18 protein-coding genes and 1 pseudogene are annotated in these 19,783 nt (G+C 58.5%); 7 read left to right on the plus strand and 12 right to left on the minus strand.

Annotated elements, in window-relative coordinates:
- Positions 1-15 precede the first annotated feature (15 nt).
- Positions 16-1,593, plus strand: coding sequence for a carbon-nitrogen hydrolase family protein (locus tag AC0L2J_RS13105; protein ID WP_473390364.1), 1,578 nt, complete (start codon positions 16-18; stop codon positions 1,591-1,593).
- Positions 1,590-2,339, plus strand: a complete 750-nt coding sequence (locus AC0L2J_RS13110; RefSeq protein ID WP_473390367.1) for a hypothetical protein — start codon at positions 1,590-1,592, stop codon at positions 2,337-2,339. Before AC0L2J_RS13105 ends, AC0L2J_RS13110 begins: the two co-directional genes overlap by 4 nt.
- A gap of 719 nt (positions 2,340-3,058) precedes the next feature.
- Here AC0L2J_RS13110 and AC0L2J_RS13115 read toward each other — a convergent pair.
- Positions 3,059-4,015 carry a response regulator gene (locus AC0L2J_RS13115; RefSeq protein ID WP_473390370.1) on the minus strand — a complete coding sequence of 319 codons (957 nt, stop codon included), beginning with the start codon at positions 4,013-4,015 and terminating at the stop codon, positions 3,059-3,061.
- A 1,183-nt stretch (positions 4,016-5,198) separates the two neighbouring features.
- On the opposite strand from AC0L2J_RS13115, the gene AC0L2J_RS13120 reads away from it, so the two are divergent.
- Both AC0L2J_RS13120 and sugE read left to right on the plus strand, forming a co-directional pair.
- Positions 5,199-6,089 carry a radical SAM/SPASM domain-containing protein gene (locus AC0L2J_RS13120; RefSeq protein ID WP_473390375.1) on the plus strand — a complete coding sequence of 297 codons (891 nt, stop codon included), beginning with the start codon at positions 5,199-5,201 and terminating at the stop codon, positions 6,087-6,089.
- Positions 6,090-6,181: 92 nt separating this feature from the next.
- Positions 6,182-6,496 (plus strand): quaternary ammonium compound efflux SMR transporter SugE, encoded by a 315-nt coding sequence (gene sugE, locus AC0L2J_RS13125; RefSeq protein ID WP_204513354.1) that lies wholly within the window; start codon positions 6,182-6,184, stop codon positions 6,494-6,496.
- Positions 6,497-7,153: 657 nt separating this feature from the next.
- Here sugE and AC0L2J_RS13130 read toward each other — a convergent pair.
- The 3 genes from AC0L2J_RS13130 to AC0L2J_RS13140 are packed head-to-tail and all read right to left on the minus strand — an operon-like array spanning position 7,154 to position 8,861.
- On the minus strand, positions 7,154-7,675 hold the full coding sequence (locus AC0L2J_RS13130) for a thermonuclease family protein (protein WP_473390378.1): 522 nt from the start codon (positions 7,673-7,675) through the stop codon (positions 7,154-7,156).
- Positions 7,663-8,088 carry an SAM-dependent methyltransferase gene (locus AC0L2J_RS13135; RefSeq protein ID WP_473390382.1) on the minus strand — a complete coding sequence of 142 codons (426 nt, stop codon included), beginning with the start codon at positions 8,086-8,088 and terminating at the stop codon, positions 7,663-7,665. Before AC0L2J_RS13135 ends, AC0L2J_RS13130 begins: the two co-directional genes overlap by 13 nt.
- A gap of 20 nt (positions 8,089-8,108) precedes the next feature.
- Positions 8,109-8,861: an energy-coupling factor ABC transporter permease gene (locus AC0L2J_RS13140; RefSeq protein WP_473390386.1), complete on the minus strand. Its 753-nt coding sequence runs from the start codon at positions 8,859-8,861 to the stop codon at positions 8,109-8,111.
- 374 nt (positions 8,862-9,235) lie between these two features.
- Here AC0L2J_RS13140 and AC0L2J_RS13145 point away from each other — a divergent pair.
- Positions 9,236-9,601 (plus strand): annotated as a pseudogene (locus AC0L2J_RS13145) (RMD1 family protein); the annotation flags it as partial.
- A 400-nt stretch (positions 9,602-10,001) separates the two neighbouring features.
- On the opposite strand, the gene AC0L2J_RS13150 reads toward AC0L2J_RS13145, so the two are convergent.
- The 7 genes from AC0L2J_RS13150 to nifH all read right to left on the minus strand — a co-directional run bounded on the left by AC0L2J_RS13150 (position 10,002) and on the right by nifH (position 16,637).
- Positions 10,002-10,298, minus strand: coding sequence for a ferredoxin family protein (locus AC0L2J_RS13150; protein ID WP_007600062.1), 297 nt, complete (start codon positions 10,296-10,298; stop codon positions 10,002-10,004).
- A 40-nt stretch (positions 10,299-10,338) separates the two neighbouring features.
- Positions 10,339-11,646, minus strand: a complete 1,308-nt coding sequence (locus AC0L2J_RS13155) for an FAD-binding protein (protein ID WP_473390390.1) — start codon at positions 11,644-11,646, stop codon at positions 10,339-10,341.
- An 11-nt stretch (positions 11,647-11,657) separates the two neighbouring features.
- Positions 11,658-12,773, minus strand: a complete 1,116-nt coding sequence (locus AC0L2J_RS13160; protein WP_473390394.1) for an electron transfer flavoprotein subunit alpha/FixB family protein — start codon at positions 12,771-12,773, stop codon at positions 11,658-11,660.
- A 1,149-nt stretch (positions 12,774-13,922) separates the two neighbouring features.
- On the minus strand, positions 13,923-14,255 hold the full coding sequence (nifW, locus tag AC0L2J_RS13165) for a nitrogenase stabilizing/protective protein NifW (RefSeq protein ID WP_473390398.1): 333 nt from the start codon (positions 14,253-14,255) through the stop codon (positions 13,923-13,925).
- Positions 14,256-14,305: 50 nt separating this feature from the next.
- The gene (locus tag AC0L2J_RS13170; RefSeq protein ID WP_473390401.1) at positions 14,306-14,482 is read right to left on the minus strand and encodes a hypothetical protein; all 177 of its coding nucleotides are present in this window, start codon (positions 14,480-14,482) and stop codon (positions 14,306-14,308) included.
- A gap of 469 nt (positions 14,483-14,951) precedes the next feature.
- A complete protein-coding gene (locus AC0L2J_RS13175) occupies positions 14,952-15,680 on the minus strand; it encodes a nitrogen fixation protein NifQ (RefSeq protein ID WP_473390670.1) in 729 nt (242 codons plus the stop codon).
- A gap of 66 nt (positions 15,681-15,746) precedes the next feature.
- The gene (nifH, locus tag AC0L2J_RS13180) at positions 15,747-16,637 is read right to left on the minus strand and encodes a nitrogenase iron protein (protein WP_007600043.1); all 891 of its coding nucleotides are present in this window, start codon (positions 16,635-16,637) and stop codon (positions 15,747-15,749) included.
- A 381-nt stretch (positions 16,638-17,018) separates the two neighbouring features.
- Between nifH and AC0L2J_RS13185 the strand changes: the two genes are divergently transcribed.
- Both AC0L2J_RS13185 and AC0L2J_RS13190 read left to right on the plus strand, forming a co-directional pair.
- Positions 17,019-17,144 (plus strand): hypothetical protein, encoded by a 126-nt coding sequence (locus tag AC0L2J_RS13185; protein ID WP_283808813.1) that lies wholly within the window; start codon positions 17,019-17,021, stop codon positions 17,142-17,144.
- 22 nt (positions 17,145-17,166) lie between these two features.
- Complete coding sequence (locus AC0L2J_RS13190) at positions 17,167-17,721, plus strand: peroxiredoxin (protein WP_007600041.1); 555 nt, start codon at positions 17,167-17,169, stop codon at positions 17,719-17,721.
- A gap of 1,792 nt (positions 17,722-19,513) precedes the next feature.
- On the opposite strand, the gene AC0L2J_RS13195 is transcribed toward AC0L2J_RS13190, so the two are convergent.
- Positions 19,514-19,780, minus strand: coding sequence for a hypothetical protein (locus tag AC0L2J_RS13195; protein ID WP_473390674.1), 267 nt, complete (start codon positions 19,778-19,780; stop codon positions 19,514-19,516).
- Positions 19,781-19,783: the final 3 nt, after the last annotated feature.

The following is a 19,783-nucleotide window of genomic DNA, read 5'->3' on the forward strand; positions in this document are numbered from 1 at the left end:
AGCATGGTGACAACAATGCAGCTTTTCGTTGTCCCTACTCGGTTTTGCGCAGATTTTCACTGCGGCCGTACGCTTCTGCGAAAGCGAGTCACTTGTGGCGGCTCGGCACCGGCCGACAAGTGTGAGCAACTGGTCGGGCCGATTGCAAAATGGTCGGAGCACGCCTATCGATGGAATATATTGCTGGTGGTGATTGGGACGAAAATTTTGCCTGGGCGCGTGGACAGCCGAGCCGAAACGTCAGTTTTTGATGCCTGGAAGAAGGAGGCGCGGGAGCTTGCCGCGCGGCAGGAGCTAGTCACGAAGGCCAGTAGGGATGATCTCAGAAAAGCTCTGATCGAGCTCGATACGCTGTTTCGGAATGCTCCGGGAAGCGTGCACAAGGCCTACCGAAATCTTACAGAAAAGCGAATCGAGGACGCACGAGAGAGCTTCACCGGCGCAATAGGAGATGGCCATCTCTCGTGGTCGCTGTCCGATGAGACGCCTGAACTCGCGGCCGTAAGAATGGGCGGCCTCATACGAGAACTCGATCGTGCGCTTGCTGATCGGCGGTCTCATTGGCCAATCGCGCCGAGTGAGTGGCACGTCGAGCAGCTTAGATGTTGGTTCATTCCGCGGCAGGGCGTGAGCGCACTGCGTCCGGCTCGAAGGCTGCAGGCCTACTCGAAACGAGGCCTGCTCTTTCATCGGATCTTGCCCTCAGTGATACAGGGCTATCCTGTCCAGGTCGTGGATACTCGCACATTGCATAGTACCGCACCGGATGTGAGCGAATGGAAGATGGGCGCTTGCCTGTTCAAGCCACTAGAGCTCGAGCCAGAGTTCTGTTCAACAGAGGGCGATAAGCGCTTCATCATCTCGGGCATTGAGGCGCCGTTAGCTGAGGACACGATTTCTCAGCAGATCAGTCAGGCTCTGAAGGAGAACTGCATCGCGGTTGTGTGGCCCGGGTTAACCGTCTCGCCGGAATTGCGCGAGAAGATCCTCAAGCTCGTTCGAGATCGCGACATTACGGACGAGCTGGAAGCTCCCGAAATTCTGATTCCAGGGACCTGGCACGAGACAACCGACCGTGGGATCGTCAACCGAGCCCGCATCTACAACGGCTATGGAGAGGAGCGCCTGATCTACGACAAGATCGCCCCGTACGCGGACGATGGTTGGGGAACGGAAAACATCGCTGCGGGTGACCGCGTATGTGTCCTGGCAACCGAAGGCGCTTTGATTGGGGTCGCCATTTGCCTGGATTTCTGTGACGTCTGCCAGACACCCTTCAGCGAACTCAATGTGGACGTGATGCTTGTCCCCTCGATGGGAAACGACCGCACGATGCACGGCCACCAGATCACTGCGGCTCAGGTTGAGGTGCGGTTCGGCACCCGTAGCTTCGTGGTGCAGCATCCGACCCAAAGACGGGCGAAGCGACGGCGAGCGAGGCACGGCGTGTCATTTCGGACCTCCTCAAAGAGGGCTCCGAAAGAAGCTTGGAGCGCCTCTATGCAACACTCGGGGCGTGGGTTTGGAACGCCCTTGAAAGCCGTCGGCGCGACCCTGAGCTGCGGGAATGGTTCGATATCTTGCGTCGGATGAGCGCAACGCTCGGACCAAGGAATGCTGCCTATGCGGAGCGCTTCAGAGCGCTCTACGACCTTCTGCAGATGTCGATCAATGCCTCGAAGCTCGCGCGTCCGGACGAGGTCATGCATCGTCAGCACGTCGTCGCAATACTTGCATTACTCCGCGACACACCGTCGGGCCAGATGGAAAAGGCAGCGATCGCAAAGAGGTTGTCTCTGAGAGATGCAAATCTCAGCCGCATCCTCCACCTCATGACGAATGCGCGTTTCGTGGAGCGAACAACACAGGGCAAATTCGCTCATTTCGCGCTGACGCGTGACGGCTTGCTTGCGTTAGAAAAGCGCGAAGCGAAGGAGCGTGGCGGGTCAACCCATCTCGTTCGAGACAAATTTCCGGTAGCCGCCCACCCGCTCCACCTAGCAGCAGATGCAGACACGGTTGTTCGCACCTTTATTGATTTGGCAATGCAGGGCTCATCGCACGCCACAGCTGGGACGCTGAACGCGAGCGCTGTCGGCGTCCGGCGAGCGATGGAGGACTATCTGCTCCATTTCCATGGGCCGGCACCCGCCGCGCCCGGATATATGAAGGCGAGGACGAAAAGCTCCTATCAAGCTCTTACCGTCGCTGTCGTACAGGCAAAAAAGGCCGAAGCGCACGGCTCCTACACGATAGAACCGATGACTAGTGCCAAAGCCGTCTCATTCCCCGTGGGGATCCTGCATCTGCAGGGAGAGGACACCGAACATGTCGAATGAAGATCTTAGTGCTTCGAAGCCGGATGAGGTGCAAAGCGATCCCGACGCTGTCATGTTGTATGGAAGCGCCCTGGTCGACCGGCTTACATATATCTCGGCGACATTCAGCTCGCTGGTCATGAGTATGGGCAGAGCTGCGCGTGACAATCGCGATGTCCTAGTCCCGCTCGTTGAGGTGAAGTTCGAGGGGCCGACCGGCCAGGACGACACTGTATCCAACACCTTTTTTTCGGGGCCTAGTGCCGCTCGAAGATATAGCTTTCGTTCTCGAGGATATGTCGAGCGATCTCACGACTGTTTGCCATCACTTAAGCGCGGTGGGTGCCGGCCCGGTGAAACCTGACCTCAAGCGACTGAGCGAGACGAAGAGGCTTTTAAGCGAAGCCAAGGATAACCTCGAAAAGTGTCTGGCCGATTTGGAAAGAATCGGCTGACGCTCGCGAAAGCGAGGGCTCGAGGTGGTCGGCTGCCAGCCAGGCACCAGGCAAAACCACCTACTTCTTCGAATGGCAACGAGAGTGGTGGCACGTCGGCGACCTAAACTTTATACAAGAGGACGCCGCTTTCCTGATCATACCTGAGGAGTCTCATGGTGCGGCTCGGATCTTCTTTTGATGACGCCGAGAGGGAATATATCGGACCCAACTACAAGTGCCCGTTCATCGATCCGTATTGGGATCCTCAAAACTTGAAAACTACACTCAAGGCGCCATAGCAAACTATAAGGAGAACACTTCTTCAACGTCCAAGAGCCTGTAAATCCCCGTTCGCCCTTGGGGAACCAAGTCGATCGTGTTGTTCAACTTGGCGCGAAGCCTTGGCACGAAGACGTCCAGTCGAACGTGCTTATCACCTTTCTCTCTACGCAGCACCTCGATGTTGAAGACTTCGCTATCGATAGCATGACCCTGCACCGCACAGAGATGGCGCAGGAAAATGTGTTCGGTTATCGAAAGCCGCTTGGAGATCCCCAAACGATCGGTAATCTGACGATCACCAATCGTGAACATCCAATTCCCGATCCGAAACCTCCGGCCGGAATGCGATTGCTTGGAACGCCTCTCGGTATGCGTTCTTCGCCAGACCGACATTGCCCGGGGTGCGATTGCCATGAAGCCGTAGGATTTTTCGACGTAATCATCTGCTCCATACTCGATGAGAGGTGGCGCCTCCTCGTCAATCGGCAGATTAGAACATACGATGATGCCAGCATTCGTATTGTTGATTACAGCTTTCACGAAAGCTTTGCCCGTTTCCTTGTCGGTCGGCTTTCCCCAGTATTCCGAGATATCAAGGTCAAGGAAATACAAGTCGATATCATCTTTCTCGAGATATTGGCGAGCGCTTGCTACGTCGTTGACCCACTCTATCTTGCAATCAAGCTGCCCAATTTTCGTCAGGGGATTTTTTAACGCCGTTCCAATGCGATCTGCATCAGCCTTATCGTCATCGACGATTAGGATGCGGGGGGCGCGCATCACATCGGCCGGACCGGAAGGACTCTTGTCTGCGAGATCGGTAGGCTTTTTGGTCGAAGCCATCACTCGGTCAGCCGCCCCTGCATCAGCATCGACAACAGAAAGCACGGCATGATCGCGATCTCCGGCTTGTGCCCAGCGTGAAGCAAAACCGTGGACAGCGTGATTACCGTCAAGAAGGCGATCAATATCTTCCAAGATGGCTCGTCCGCAGTCATAGCGACCTCCACAATTGGGGCACATAGCCCACATACCCTACATAACGCACACTTTCTTACCTGAGATTGGTAAACGAAACACTAAGCTGCCGGCGCATCGAGGACATGACCAAGCGGCAAGCGTGCGGCTATCGAAGTCGGTTGAGGACGTCGTTGTATGCGACACCGAGCGAGAAGCGCATCAAGGTCGGCAGGACGCTCGGAGTCGAAGCGAAATTGCGCGTGCCACTCGAGTTTTGTCCGATGAACACCGCAATGGGGTTGTCGGTGAACTGATCCCTCGTGAAAGACGATGAGCGAACCGCGCCCGAGAAAACTGCTCATGGCGATACCCTAGATATAGGTGAAGTCGCCCGTGCCCTACTAGCGCCGCCGACTTGCTCCAGCGGTTTAGAAAGTCGGAAGCCATTAGGGCGGAACATTCGTGCGCAAGGCCAGCGCGGCCCCACTCCTGTTCTGGACCCATCATCGAGAAGACGCCTCGCAAGTCCGACCGTAGCCCCGGCGCCCGGATATTTATCCAGCCGCCCTCCCGAGCATACGAAGAGCATGACGACGCCGCTCCCTCGTATAGCGTTTCCAACTGTTGAAATTCACGACTTGGTGCTTGAAGCGGTGGTAAAGAATTCGCACTCGTGACTGCGGCAAAGTGCATTCCCAGTCGGCACTTCGCGCGGCCGATCCCGATGCACGTCGATGATGATGACATGGCCGTTGGGGCGGCGGCAACGGCCTCACATTTCATAGGAAGGCTGCCATTCAACTCATTTCGAGAGAGCTTGAATCGTACATAGCGTCATATTGTACGCTTTCGATCGCAGTTGCGCCTCCGTTGTGCCATTGCGAAGACAGTTATCGCGGATGTGTCGGCTTATGGACAATACCGCCAATGGCATGAGTGATGCTTGTTGGAACAAGCGAAAGGTTAGATCGACGCCGTCGATGCATGTGCACTCGGCAGCCACCGGATCCTGCTGGACTGGGGGCGCTAGGGTGAGTGAGCCGTCGGCGCTGTCTTCATCTATCGCGGCCGCGGCTGGCGACCGTGAAGTGTCACGATGATGAGCGACGAACGAGGATGATGCATGAGCGAACCGACATGAGGGATGCAACGCGAGGGTGCCCCCTCAAGATCTCTTTGTTCCCAATGGCGGAGCGCGGATGTGGATAATATACAATCGATGACTGCACAGGAGCTGCGCTCTGCAATTAGTGGCGGCAGGGTCTTGGAGGTAACCACGACAACGGGCTGTGTCGTCGGATGTTCTTATTGCCCGCAGGACAAGTTCGCCGAACGGCAAAGAGCTATATCCGACGTGAAGCATCTTTCTTTGCAAGATTTCAAGCGATGCCTGGCGCGCGTACCAGCAACTGTGGACATCAGCTTTTCCGGGTATTCGGAGCCTTGGCTCAATCCGGCTTGCACCGAAATGGTTGAGCATGCCTACGCGTGTGGCCATGGAATCCGGATTTTCACAACTCTCGTAGGAATGAATGGGCGGGATCTAAGACGCTTGCGTGCGTTGCAGTTCCGCGGTTTCCTGGTGCACGTTTTTGACGACGGCACGCATATGGACAGTGGTCTCGTCAGACGCAACTATGTCGATTTGATGCGCCAACTTGTTGATGCCGGCATTTCGTCACTGCTCTTCATAGTCATGGGCGAGGTGCATCCTGAGCTACTCGACATAATACCTGACGAAGCGCTCGTTCGCTCGCGTCCCCCGCGCAGCAGGCCTGGGAGCGGCGAGCTTAGGATGGTTGAAGCACGACAGCCAATCCTTGGAGCGTTGAGATGTCCAGACGAACGGCAATATCGGAATGTTCTTCTGCCAAACGGCGACGTTACCTTCTGCTGCATGGATTTTGAGCGACGCCACGTTCTGGGCAACCTTCTCCGCGACAGACACAAGGATCTCTTCGAAGGGGCGGCTTTTTGCAAGATTACCAGTCGCATGAACGGCGCGGACGGTTTTCTACTTTGTCGATCGTGTGAATTCGCCGAGCCACTGAGGTCGGAATGCTCATCCTTGAGAGCAGTTGACCCTGACTGATCGAAACGAATCGGGAGCCCAGGCGAGGACGGCCTTGCCGCTCATCATCACATCAGCCGCGGGGACGACCCCGCCATGAACGGAGGGTTGCCATGGCCTGGAGCATTTTGTTGGTCGCGGGCCTCCTGGAAGTCGCCTGGGCAATCGGACTCAAATACACTCAGGGCTTTACCAAGCTTGTTCCGTCCGTGCTCACGCTCGCGGCCATGGCTGGCAGCGTGATCTTGCTCGGCCTTGCTCTGAAGACGCTGCCCATTGGAACTGCCTATGCGGTCTGGACCGGCATCGGTGCGGTCGGCACCGCGGCGCTCGGCATCATCCTGTTCGGGGAGCCGGCCGCCGCGTTTCGCTTTGCCAGCATCGGACTGATCGTGGCCGGCATTGTCGGGCTGAAGCTCGTGTCCTGACGAAAACATCGAAGCATTGACCAACAGCAGGTCAGCGCCGCAACGATCGCAGAGACTGGCCGCCGTGTTTGTCGACCTGGGCGCGTTCCAGCGCACCGCCGAGGGGCGCGGCGCCGAGAAGGGAGCAGTGATGATGGCCGAAGAAAGTCGCCGTGAACCGGATGCCGATGCAGGCCCTCTGGGCCGAGACCTGTTGACCGCGAGCCTCAGTGTCGCAACGCGAACGCCCATGGTGAGCACGATACGCCCGTCGACAATCGGCGTGCCCACGGCCATGGCGTCTGGCACGATGTAACACCCGGAGCGGCACGAACAATTCGCCTCCGAACTCGCGAATACGAATAGAACAGTAATGGATCCCAGCTATGCCGCTGATGCTCCGGGCGCCGGCCACGAAAGATCGCTTGCCCGAGTCATACGATGTCTGCCCTACGGAGCTGCAGGGGAGAAGATGCATCACAGAACGTTATGATCGGCAGAGCGTCTTCATTTGCTCCGAACTGCTTCCAACCATCCCGCCCAAGAGTACGAGACCATCCTACTCGTTGAGCATGGTTGGGCGGCAGTGGTGAGCTTGACTCACTCCCGATCGAGCCAGCTCGCCCGCGACTGTCACCTCACGCGGAGCAACCGCGTATTCTGGTGTAGGGGTAGCCATCAAGGATGTGCGTTCGCGTCGTCAGAACAGCTGGCTGGTCGACCACCCAACCGAATGCACGCTCGATATAACCAAGGTACGGCAAAGCTGCCCGCCCATAAGCCCAGCCCGGCACGATCGGCCGCGCGTTGCGCAGCATAGTATCGTCCCCTGGAGTATTGCTTCCAATCGAGCACGAGACCGTTGCGCACCAACCATTCTCCAACATCGGTGCCACCAGCTGAACAGGTCGCTATCGTCCGTCCACACTCATCCTCCAGGACTGGCACGCAACTGACTTCGCGATCTTCAACGAAGCTTTCAAGATCGCGCGCGGCCCTGAGGCCACATTGATATGGATTGCCCTTGATATCTCGGCACATTTGGGTCTCATCCGGCGCGTCAATACCCCAGAGTCGAACGCGTGTTCTGTTGATTTCAAGGGTGTCGGTGCTGATGACCTTTGCCGGCCCCGTCAGCCCGCCGGCCAGGACGATGCTGAACAGTGCGAGCATGGTCAACACCACGATCAAGCCCGGCATGGCGATTTTCTTTGTCCGACCGCAACCATTCCCGACGAGCGCAGCAGAGCGCTGCCAAGTGGCCAAAGGCGCTCGATCGCAGCAGTGCTAATGTTCCGTAGGTAAGCTCGCTCGACAGATGATTCCTCCTGAATCAGCAGCGCACCCCTCCCCTCACCTCCAACCTCGCCCGCGATGCTGTGCGACCCGGCTGCTGCGCTGAGCGAATCGGCCCCGTGCTCCACGTCATTGCGGCAGTCCGCCTCGGCTGCATCGCGCACCGGCAGGACGAACTCCGTCGTGCGCGTCCGCTGATTAGCGACGAAGCAGGCGCAGACGGCCGGCCGCAAGTCGGCGTGATAAGATTTCCCGGTGGCCTTGTCCGAAATGAGCATAAGCTCGGCCGCCTTTCTGGCACCGATAGCAGCAAGCACGCGCCGTCCGCGGTCGCTGCTCACGGCAACTGTAAGGGAAAGCGTATGCATCGCTTGAGCAAAACGGGCGCTCCGACGGCCATCGTTGTTATCAACGGCAACATGCCTTCTACAGGCGGTTGGCGACAACTCCGCCCGCAGTCACGCCGCCCAACTTGTTTCGCGAGCGCCAGCACAGCCATCTCAACCTCTAGCTGGACCGGGGCCACAAGTGCGTAGGAAACCCCGAACCATGCGATGTTATAGAGATTGGCGGTGCCGAAGCCCGCGCCGTAGAGGGCCCAAAACGTGACGCAGACAACGATACCACACTGATACGCCGTCGAGAGGGCAAGCGCCTTGCTGTACTGCAGATCGCGATGCGCGGTGTTGGACGGGATGAGCCGACTGGCGAGCGCCTGCATTGCAAACAACGGCACCAGAAGCGTCGTGGCGTTCATACCAAATTGCGGCAGGTGGGCCGGAACAAAGAGTATGTTTTCCAGCAACAGGCCGAGCGCAAGACCAAACGCAGCCGCCGCCGCGCCGAACAACAGAAACAGCATCGAGCCGGGGACGAAGCGCACCTCGGAGACGCCAACCGCAAAGTGCGGCAGGATCTCGAAGAACATGAACACAAGCGTCGCGGCGATGGCTTGCAGGGCAAATGACAGAGCGCCCCGCTCGCGCATAGTCTCGACCAGAAGCTTGGCGGCGACGCAGCACGTCGCAAGGCCTATCGCGTAGCTCAACACAAGCTTGGCGCCTGTTACTATTCCCGGTTCGATATGCATGGTCCAGGTCCCTCTTGCCTTTTTACTCAGGCCTTGTGTGGTAGACCGCTCGAAACCGCATTTCAGTTTCCGCACCTGGGTCGACCGCTAACGTCCTGCTTCCGCCATGTCGGACCGGGTGTGCACTCAGCCTCCGCTCGGTCTGCGAGATTTCGATAGCAACAGCTATGCCATCCCCGCCACCGCCCTTAAGCCTCTGATTGCGCGTCGAAACGTTCCGCCCCCGCAAGGCTCGCCGTGTGAGCTAGCTGACATACTCTGGATGAAATTGAACACACATGGGTGCCTCGCCTTTGCTCAACCTGTGCCGTTTCGAACAATCATTCTACCTCCCCTCTTGAATCGGAAATCCTGCGGCCGCCGGCGCGAAGACACCCTTTGCACGCGAACTAGCCGAGCGCGGCCGACCGCGCGGGGACCCAAGGGCATTCTCCAGCTGATCGGCGATGCGCTCCTGGTCCAGCAGCGTGTGGCGGGCCGCGCAGCCATTGCGGAGAAGCCCGACGCACTCTGGGGCAAGCCGGCGCTGGAGCGGCTCTATTCGCGCCTGAAAGACGAAGACGAATTGAAGGAGCGGCTTGAGATGCTCCAGCGCAAACTGCGGGCCATCTCCGGAACGGCCAACGCGCCGACGGGCATCATCGAGACACGGCGCTCGCTGCGTTTGGAGGGTTATAGTCGTGCTGATCGCGATGGAAGTTGCGATCGGATGCGGTCAGACTATTGCAGCAGCTAAGTGAAGTGCGGCTGGAAGTGCAAAGTTGTGTGGTGCATGCGCCCAGTCCGCCTGACGAACGCGGAACCGGCGGTCGCGCGAAGACTCAGAACGCGCTATTTTCGTGATGCGCTCGTGCTTTTCTAGTCTACAAGGCGCGGAATGGCATGTTGTCGGGTCGGTGGCTACGGCCGAGCGAAGGCCTGCTTCCAACATTCCGTCAGTAGGTGATAGGCAGCGAGTGGTGGCGGCGGCGGGCGGATCACCGCCACCTTCCAGGGAGGACGAAACTGGCCAGAACCGCCGGGTAGATGGAATGATTGGGACACCGGTTGAACGTGCCCGGGTTAACCCCGATTCCACGCGTGATCTCGCTGGATCGCGAGAACGACGCAGCCGCCGTGGCAGGGTCCTCACCCGAAGTGTTAACCGAACTTGAATAGGACACCGTAACCGCCGCGTGGGTAACTCCACTCGATATCACCACTTTCTTCGCAGATCACCCTGCAGGTGCCGCACTCGATACACCCGTCGACTGTCACCTCAACATGACCTTTATCGCTGAGCTCGTAGCACCGTGCAGGGCAGGCCTTCAACATCGACAAGAGCCGCGAGGATGGCGTGGTGTGCGGACGCACCTTGATATGGGCACGGCCGGAATCGACAAGATAACGGTTGTAGAATAGTTTATCCTCGACACGTTGGGATGGCTCGCTCGGCATTGTTTCTGGCTCCGTCGTTCGTCGTTGTCTTAGGTTTGGATCACCGCCAGGCCCGGGCAATGCGCAGGGCATCGCTAAACAGCCCACTCCAAGACCGCGCCTTGATGAACGAGCTCAGCATCAGCTTCTCTTTCTCGAGCTTTGGTGTGCCGTCGACGCGCACGTAATCCTGCATCGCCTTGGAGAAGAGCTGCGGATATGTGAGAAAGAAGTTCTGCGAGTGGGTATGCATGAGTGCCGGCATATCCTTGTACTTCTTCAGGTCCTTGATCACGAAAGAATCAGTTAGCATTTTCTTGTAAAGCGAAAGATTTTTGGCCGTCATCGGATCTTTTCGCGATCTGATAAGGCAGATCGCTTCCGCCGCAATACGGCCCGACGTCATCGCCAAATTAGACCCCTCGCGATGGATGGCGTTGTTAAGCTGGGCGGCATCTCCGACGACCACCCAGCCCTCCCCGCAAAGCTGCGGGATCGCCCTGTATCCTCCTTCGGGTATCAAGTGCGCAGAATATTCCTTGACCTCCGAACCCTCGATGAGCGGCGCGACGGATGGGTGACGCTTGAAACCCTCGAGCAGGCCGTAAGGCGTCTCACCGGTACGCTGGAAGTCGGCAACAAGACAGCCAATACCGAGCGAGATGCATTCCTTATTGGAATAGATGAAGCCCATACCCGTCATGCCGCGGGAGATGGTTCCGGCCGCTTCGATGACGAGCCCCTCGTCGCCTTTGAGATTGAAGCGAGCGTCGATTGTCTCGCGCGACAAAAAATGCATCTCCTTAACCGCGAGTGCGACCTTGTCCGGTTTCGGCCGCCCTCTTAAGCCCGCACCCGTCCCGAGCACTCCGTTCACCCCCTCGGCCAACACGACAACATCTGCATGGATTGCACCCCCATCGCGGTCTGTGCGCACTCCGACGACCCTGCCATGGGAATCCTGGAGGAGCTCGGTCACCGTGGTCTCGCACAGCACCGTAGCGCCGGCCTCGCGGACCTTCTGGGAGAACCATTTATCGAACTGGGCACGGATGATGGTGTAGCGGTTCGGCTTCTCCTCGTTGAAATCATCGGATCGATAGTGAATCCCGGTGTGCGAACGCTCGTCCACGATCCAGAAGCGTTGCTCGACTAGATGCCGCTCAAGCGGCGCATCTTCTCGGAAATTCGGGATCAGCTTCTCCAGCATATCCGCATAAAGGATGGCCCCTTGCACGTTCTTCGACCCGGAATACTCGCCGCGTTCCAGCTGCAGCACTTTTAGACCCCGCTCGGCCATTGTAAGCGCCGCCGCGTTCCCGCCCATGCCAGCACCGACGACGATGGCGTCGAATCTTTCCTGAATCATAACAAGCTCCCCTAGCCAGCGATGCGGTCGTGCGAGTGCGGCGATAGCTGCGCGCGGAATGCAGAGGTCAATGCCGGCAACAGTCGAATGGCGTCGGTGACGATGCCGATATGGGCAAAGTCGAAGATCGGAGCGTTCTTGTCAGTGTTGATGGCAACGATGAGGTCGCCGCCCTCCACGCCGACGCGATGCTGGATAGCGCCGGAAATGCCGGCCGCGATATAGAGCTTTGGCCGGATGGTTTTCCCGGTCTGGCCGATTTGTCGGTCCGAGCTGGCCCAGCCCTTCTGGACCAGCGGCCGCGAGCAGCCATATTCGGCGCCAAGCACGTCCGCGAGCTGGTGTACCAGTTGGAAATTTTCAGGCGATCCCAGACCGAGCCCTCCAGCGACGACCACGTCGGCATAGGCAAGGTTGGACTTTGCAGAATCGCGGTCTGGCAGGAAGGACAGGACCTTTGTGACGATATCTTCTTCTACAAGCCCGAGCGGATGCGAGATGACGCGCGAGACGGCGCCTGTCACGCGCTCGGGCATCGGCATCACGCGCGGACGGACGGTTGCCATCTGTGGACGATAGTTGAGTGTGTAGATCGTGCACAACAGTGAGCCGCCAAACGTCGGGCGGGTCGCCGCAAGCGAGCCGTCGGCATCGACATCGAGCTCGGTGCAGTCCGCAGTTAGGCCGGTGAGCAATGTGGTGGCCACTGAGCCGGCGAGATCGCGGCCGAGTGTTGTTGCCCCTAGGAGTAGGATTTCCGGCTTATAAGTGTTGACCAGCTCTGACAGGGCCTTGGTATAGGACTGGTTGCGATAATCGGCCAAGAGATTGTCCGCGACGATATAGGCGAGGTCGGCGCCGTAGCAGAAGGATTCGGCGACCGCCTGCTGCGTTGTCTCCCCGACCGGGCCGATGACAACCGCGGCGAGGTCAACATTGAGCTTGTCGGCGAGCCGGCGGCCGGCCCCCATCAGCTCCCATGAGACGGGGTGCACAACCCCGCGTTCCTGCTCGATGAAAACCCAGACGTGCTTATACGGCTTAAATCGCTCGGGCAGTTCCCTCTTGGTCGCCGCGCGACCACCACCCGCGGCCGGAGCTGCACTTTTCGGTGCGGTGCTCATCATCTGTACTCCCATTCGCATTCAGTAGCGGCTCGCCAGCGGCGCATGCTCCGCCTCCAGGTTGGAATTTGCGCTTGAAGATTTCTTCAGTTAAGCGTCGGGCCGGATGCCGGCCGGCATCGCGTCAGCACGGCCTGGCAGCAGCGTGGGGCCGATACAGCCGTTGCTGGACCTTGACGACGAGCCCGGAAGCACGCGCTTCCGGTTCGTTCCGGATGCGGCATTCTGGGACGACGGTTTGGTTCCCGGCACTGCTAAGGCACCGATCGGGCCGGTCAGGCGTGCCGATCGATTGGTCCTCCTCATCTTAGAGATGCAACCGAGGTGCAACAGATCAAGGACCTGCGAGGGGCTCGGCTGGTACGATTGTCGGCCGCGTCGTTGCCGGTGGAAGCGCGATCTCATTGCTCCGAGTGCGCTTGTTTCTTGCCGATCATAGCGACAGGCCCGCAACTCCGGGCGAGGACATGAGGGGCGGCGCTCAAGGCGCCCGGTCAACAGCGCCGCACGGCCGGCGCTGTTGAGCAACGGCTCTCCCCGCGAAACCTCGGCCAGGGATCGGCCAACGGGGGCGCACGAATCAAACGCACCTTTCAGCTCAGCCAGGCATGCGACCATCGCTTTGGCGCCGCGACGCATTATGGTGCCGGCAGGCAGCGCGCGCGAACCTGCGCGGCGTCAAAAATAAAATCGATGCGAACCAAGACGTGCATGCGCTGCTCCAAACTAGCTGAGCATATGTCAGCAATTGTCGTACCAATTGCGCAGGCGATGAAAATTGGCCGCTATTTCAAAATCTTACTGAAGAAGTAAGTCGGATTGGCGGCCTCTCACGAGGTCGAAACATTCGAGAGCGTACTGACCCGTGTCCGGAATGCGACAGAAGACACTCATCTGAACCTTGCTGAGTTTTCCGCGCAACATGTGCGGTCCCGCTGCCGGCGCATGATTGCAGGAGATAGGCACACCTGCGTACCAGCTCGAAAGGATGGAAATATCGGCGGTGAGTCGTGATTGGCCCCTAAGGAGCCGTGGTGATGAGCCGCGGATCCGCGAGGCCGCAACTGCAGCTTTCCGCTTGAATTCGAAGCCATGGCTTGCTGTGAGGCTCTCGGGACGTTCACGGTCCAGAGCACGACATGTAAGCTCAATTCACTCTAACAAATCGAGCTGGACCAATGCGGGATGCTTGTTCGCTTGTGGTGCGGTCGCATCCTTTAGCACCTTGAATACGCGCTGTTCGATCGGCGAGGACGTGACGAAGTCGGCATAGGCGCGCTCAAGCGTGGCCCTGCAACGCGCGGCGATCTCAGGATCAGATGCACCGGTCAACTCCTCGCCTGCGAGATATTGGCCCATGCGACGCAGGATATGAAGCCGCGCCACATCGACGACTTTCGCATCGTACTCGACGCCGAGCAGTGCAAAAAAATCCTCTGCCGCCGAGGCCTTGTTCAATCGCGCAAGGATCCCATCTGTCGTCATTCTCACCCTCCATCTCGATCCGCGCCCAGAAACGACCAGGCTGGAATGTTTCAACCCGATCGCGCGACGCGCGTGGCTGATTCGCTGTTGACGAGCGAGCTCTCGTGAATGTCGCGCCAGATCGCCAACACCGTTTCCTGCGCAACCAAACCTTGATGCTCGATGGCATGCTTGCGGACGGGCGTGGGGATGGTTTCGCTTTGCTCGGCGCCGAAAGAAAGCTGCACGACAGCAGCAAGGTGATCGCGGCAAACCCTGAATGCTTTCCGATCACAACCCGGGAGGAGCGGCGAGCAGCCCCGGGTCTAGCCCTTCGTAGCTGCGCCGGGTCCTTTAACAGCCCGTGGTCGTGGATGCCGGGTGCATTGGTAAAGACATGCTCCTCGGCAATCGCCTCGTTGAGCGGGATGGTACGGGGCGCAGCGGCTGCAACGACGACCGCAGCTTTTTCCAGTTCGGATAGCAGTACGCCGGTGTCACCGCAACAGAGCTGTCTGGGTGCGACGGCAACTTCCTTCAGCGGCGCATTGTCGGCTCCGCCAGATATCAACCCGCGATCATCAGACGCCGCCTCGGCCTTAGGTCGGGTGCGCACAATCGCTTGCCCCGGCCTGTTTTCACCCCCCATGCGACAGGTGGCCGAAAGCTCGTAGGATATACCCGCAATTGCGCCAACGAGGGGTATCAATAATGAACTCAGCCTTTCAAGCTTGGGATGGTTTGGACGGCGTCATCAAGGCGGCGCAGATGATCCCGCCGACGTCCGGCCATCCGGCTCTCCCCGCTCTCTTCGCCGAAGCAAAGATCAAAATCATTGCATTCCGTGCAGACCGGCGTGGTACACATCACCAGGCCGTCATCTTCGCATAGCATGCGATAGAAGAAGCGCTTCCAGCGCATGTTCTTCGTATTGCGAGCCGCCAGCGGCCCGAAATGGCGCATGAGGACACGGGACAATTCATCCCGCTTCCGCAGGCCGAGATCTTCCCACAAGTGATTAGGCTCCATGGCGCGCCGCGCGATCATCGTCGCGAGCCAGCCGCCAACCTCGCCAAGAGTGGAACGTTGCGCAAGCAGGAGGTCGCGTACCATAACTGTCTCGTCAGGCGCCGGTAAGGCGGACTGATCGCGCCAGGTATACCTCCTGACCGGGGTGGATGGGAAGTATTGCACCAACAGCGCATTGAGCTCCTGGTTGGTCAAGCCAGCCCGCTCGGGAAGTTGGCCGCCATCCATGGCTGATGTGGCCAGAATGCAAGCGAGCACATGGTGATCGAAGTCATCATTGTTGCTGATGTCGACTTCTGCCGGATGGCGCCCGGTCAGAAGCTGGTAGAGCTCACTCGCGTCGCGCTGCTCGGCGGAGTGAGCTACCGATACGCGAGATGAGATCGTGTCGGCCGTTTTTCCTTGTGTGCCGATCATAACTTTCGCACAGCTTCTGAGTGGACGATGTCGGCCTTCCCGGATCGAGAAGGCCGACAACATGAACTATGCCGAAATAGCGGCAAGCTCGGCAGCGGTCTTGCCGACCTGGCTCTCGTCGACGGGCTTGATGATGCCGTGCTCCATGAGCATATCTTCGAGCTCGTCCATGCTGATTGGCGTCGGGATAGCGCCTTGTCCGGCATTATTGTGGATCTTGGTCGCGAGATTGCGATAGTGATCCGCCTGCTTGGAGTCCGGCGCGTATTCCAGCACCGTCATTCGGCGCAGCTCCGCGTGCTGCACGACATTGTCGCGCGGCACGAAGTAGATCAGCCGGCTGCCGAGCTTCTTGGCAAGAGCATCGGCAAGCTCCAGCTCCTTGTCGGTCTGCCGCTCGTTGCAGATCAGGCCGCCGAGACGCACGCCGCCGGAATTCGCATACTTCAGAATACCCTTGGAGATGTTGTTGGCGGCATACATCGCCATCATCTCGCCGGACATCACGATGTAGATTTCCTGTGCCTTATTCTCACGGATAGGCATCGCGAAGCCGCCGCAGACGACGTCGCCGAGCACGTCGTAAGAGACGTAGTCGATGTCCTCATAAGCGCCATTCTCTTCCAGAAAGTTGATGGACGTGATCACGCCCCGTCCGGCGCAGCCGACCCCCGGCTCCGGACCACCGGACTCGACGCATCGAATGTCCCTGTAGCCGAGCTTGATGACGTCCTCGATTTCGAGGTCCTCGACACTGCCGGCATTCGCCGCCAGGCTCAGAATGGTGTCTTGCGCTTTGGCGTGCAGGATGAGGCGAGTCGAGTCCGCTTTGGGATCGCAGCCGACGATCAGAATCCTTTGGCCCAGCTCAGCCAGGGCCGCCAGCGTATTCTGCGACGTCGTCGATTTGCCGATGCCACCCTTGCCATAAAACGCGATTTGTCTCAGCGAAGACATGTTGCTCTCCATCAACCGATTGCTAATTTTTCGCGCCGAATGCGCGAGCCTGTTTCTCTCGTAGAAACGTTGGGCACACGAGTTTCGGGAAGGAGGCCATCGCTCGCCATCAGCGTCGGCGTGCCCTCAGCCCTCGCTCGTTGTTGCTCCATCCAGTTAGCAACTGGCGTGCCATTTCCTTCGCACCTGCATTAAGCCTCTGATCACCTTCGACTAACAGCGTGGCCTCGGACGCCAGCGTGCTGTGGCGGACCGGACAGCTGCAAGGGCTCTGACAGAAACCCGACAAAGCCTCGGCGCTCGGATTCCACTGCGAGCGCCGGCCAATGAGCACAAACGGGAACTCCCGCGCCTTACGCCCGAGACAATTGAGGAGACGACATGTTGCAGATCGAGCTCGAGGACATCGCCAACATCAAAGGCGAATGTTCCACGAGGGCATGGCGGGCACTTGCCGCCAGATCGGGTGGCATATTGCTTGCTCAGTCGCTGAAGGCTGTTCCGTGAGACCCGATGTTGTGAGGACAATATGCTTGGAATTGGAAGTAAGTTGCCGCCGTTCGACATCATAGGCGTGAAGCCCGGCTTTCACCTGCAGGAGGAGGACGGGCAAAGCGCTTTCGAGACGCTGACTGAGAGAAGTTTCCCCGGCAAATGGAAAGTCATCTTCTTTTACCCGAAGGATTTCACATTCGTCTGCCCGACCGAAATCGCCGAGTTTGCCCGCCTGACGAAGGATTTCGCCGATCGCGACGCAATCGTGCTTGGTGGGTCGACCGATAACGAGTTTTGCAAGCTCGCCTGGCGGCGTGACCATAAGGACCTGCACCGTCTATCCATCTGGCAGTTTGCCGACACCAAGGGCGCACTGGTCGATGGCCTTGGAGTGCGCTCGCGTGATGGCATCGCACATCGCTATACCTTCATCGTCGATCCTGAGAACACGATCCAGCATGTCTACGCGACTAGCCCCAATGTCGGCCGCAGCCCCACCGATACGTTACGTGTTCTGGATGCGATACAGACTGATGAGCTCTGCCCTTGCAACCGCGAAATCGGCGGCGACACGCTTAAAATTGCCTGAGGCAACATATCGATCGTGCAGTTGGACGAGCGTTCCGGCCGCGGGACGTCAGACGCAATCGTTCTTCGATGATTTCAGGTGAGACGATGCTGCCGCAAACACTGCTAGCGAGTGCGACCCGCAATTCAGTTCTCGTTACCGGTCATGAACTCTGACGCCGCCACCGCGATATTCGCGCGGCGGTCGCGGCGGCGATATCCACGGTCTCGATCACGACGATGAACATCGTTCACGGCCGCTTTGCTCACCTCACATCATCCGAACACAAGCGGATGCCGGCGCGGCTGCCCATGAACATACAAACGCTTGTACGCGCTTCTGCGCCTGCCGGACGCACATCTCCCCGCCGGAGTTCCTTATACTTCGTCGTGGGCCGGACCGCGGTCTCTTTTGTCTGCGGCTTACCGGCATGCAACTTCAAGGGGTCGATCCAGCGCCCACGGGTCGGAAAGAGGGTACCAATCTCTCCTCTTGGGGCATTCTAGGTTTCAGTCGCCGCGCCTTGAGCAGGGTGGACGCAGCGGCAGATGGCTTAGCGCGAACGAGGTGTGCCAGCCGTCGATCGACGCGCTCGCACACCGTATTTTCCGGGCCCGGCAAATCTATATTCAGCGCCTAAGCAGCACGTTGCGACGAGCGATTCGCTTCAGTCGCTGATTGAACACGACAATCGGTCGGGTTTAGGTCAAGTAACCGGATCGACGGAGAAACCGGTCAGCTCGTTCGCCGCACGACCTAACCGTCGGCGCCGAGCCTGAGACGACCAACTGGCCGGCAATCGCACGCCGCCTGACGATCTCGATCATCGCGCCGGTCGATTTCCGAAGCTGAATCCCATCTCAGCGCTGGTGGCCCAAGCCAATCCCCAAGGTAGACGCTTTCTGCCTTAGGGAGCCTTCGGATCGCTTCATAAGCTTTGAAACCCTAGCTACAGGGGTGCGGGCCCTTGAGTGCGCCTTGAGCAGCTTGACCTCGTCCTTACTATATTCTTTGCGCTTGGTGCTTTTCGCCACGTCATGTTCTCCGATTTCGCTTTGCACATCTATCTGCAGCGCCTCGTTTTTGAAAAACGCCGCAGCTGCTTCCCATTACCATATCAATGACCATCGGCAACTATTCAAGCGGGCTTTTATCTTCCAGATAAGAACATGAACTACACGCGAATTTGTTCTCTGTCCTTCTGTATCTTTGTCCGCGTGACAAACCCGATTCCCGACGCACGCCAGGCGGTTCAACATGGAAGCAAGCTATCAAGACAGGGATGATCGATTCGGTCCTTCAAAGAACAACTCGAAAGCGCTTCTTCCTAACATCAACTTCGTCTCAAGAAGACGTTTCGCAGAGCAATATTCAGGCGTGGAGTAGCGCTGGATCGGCCAGGACGATCGTTGTGCTCCCGCGCATGATGAACCGGCTTTCACGAGTGTACGGCGTTACCGCGCGAAGAATGAACGTCCTCTCATACCTGCTGGGGTTCTGCGGAACTAGGTCGAGTAGTCACAAATGCGAATCCTGCGACGGCTGAGGTTTTCTTCGTCAGCAGATCGAGCACGGCTTGCTCTTCCTCATTTGACCGCCGCAGTATTCTTGATCGAAGGGGCCACGTAGAGATAGCCAGGAAACTCCATCCTCAGCGAACAAGATGCGAAACCATCGCCTGACCCGTGTCATGGACCCGATGAATGAGCGAGCGACCTGATCGTGATATTTCGCCAGGCCGGGCACGAAGGCATGGCAAACAACCCGCGGGCCTAGCGCCCTGTGAGCCTGGCACCGGCAGGCGATTGCTTGATCATGACATGGCAGAGCGCTTGGCCAGCACAATGCCGCTGGCGCGCCGCCGATCATTCGTGATCTGTGCACATTGATCTCCGCAGTCGAGTAAATGCAGCTCGAACTGGCCAAACCGGCGGAACGGAGTGTGCGTCATGTCGGAGGCGTCGCAACAAATCCAGGCAAGATGTGGAAATTTCTGCCGGAGCGTCAGGCAGGGCTCAGAGCCTGTGTCAATAGCGGCGAGCGTCTGCTCGATCATGGTCAATTCGCCTTGGCGCACCATCCA

This window comes from Bradyrhizobium sp. MV1.5 (assembly GCF_055807615.1).

Excerpts from the sequence above, each read along its gene's own strand:
- AC0L2J_RS13105 (WP_473390364.1), top strand. The coding sequence starts at position 16 with ATGCAGCTTTTCGTTGTCCCTACTCGGTTTTGCGCAGATTTTCACTGC.
- AC0L2J_RS13110 (WP_473390367.1), top strand. The coding sequence starts at position 1,590 with ATGAGCGCAACGCTCGGACCAAGGAATGCTGCCTATGCGGAGCGCTTC.
- sugE (WP_204513354.1), top strand. The coding sequence starts at position 6,182 with ATGGCCTGGAGCATTTTGTTGGTCGCGGGCCTCCTGGAAGTCGCCTGG.
- AC0L2J_RS13130 (WP_473390378.1), bottom strand. The coding sequence starts at position 7,675 with ATGCCGGGCTTGATCGTGGTGTTGACCATGCTCGCACTGTTCAGCATC.
- AC0L2J_RS13140 (WP_473390386.1), bottom strand. The coding sequence starts at position 8,861 with ATGCATATCGAACCGGGAATAGTAACAGGCGCCAAGCTTGTGTTGAGC.
- AC0L2J_RS13150 (WP_007600062.1), bottom strand. The coding sequence starts at position 10,298 with ATGCCGAGCGAGCCATCCCAACGTGTCGAGGATAAACTATTCTACAAC.
- AC0L2J_RS13155 (WP_473390390.1), bottom strand. The coding sequence starts at position 11,646 with ATGATTCAGGAAAGATTCGACGCCATCGTCGTCGGTGCTGGCATGGGC.
- AC0L2J_RS13160 (WP_473390394.1), bottom strand. The coding sequence starts at position 12,773 with ATGATGAGCACCGCACCGAAAAGTGCAGCTCCGGCCGCGGGTGGTGGT.
- nifW (WP_473390398.1), bottom strand. The coding sequence starts at position 14,255 with ATGACGACAGATGGGATCCTTGCGCGATTGAACAAGGCCTCGGCGGCA.
- AC0L2J_RS13175 (WP_473390670.1), bottom strand. The coding sequence starts at position 15,680 with ATGATCGGCACACAAGGAAAAACGGCCGACACGATCTCATCTCGCGTA.
- nifH (WP_007600043.1), bottom strand. The coding sequence starts at position 16,637 with ATGTCTTCGCTGAGACAAATCGCGTTTTATGGCAAGGGTGGCATCGGC.
- AC0L2J_RS13185 (WP_283808813.1), top strand. The coding sequence starts at position 17,019 with ATGTTGCAGATCGAGCTCGAGGACATCGCCAACATCAAAGGCGAATGT.
- AC0L2J_RS13190 (WP_007600041.1), top strand. The coding sequence starts at position 17,167 with ATGCTTGGAATTGGAAGTAAGTTGCCGCCGTTCGACATCATAGGCGTG.
- AC0L2J_RS13195 (WP_473390674.1), bottom strand. The coding sequence starts at position 19,780 with ATGGTGCGCCAAGGCGAATTGACCATGATCGAGCAGACGCTCGCCGCT.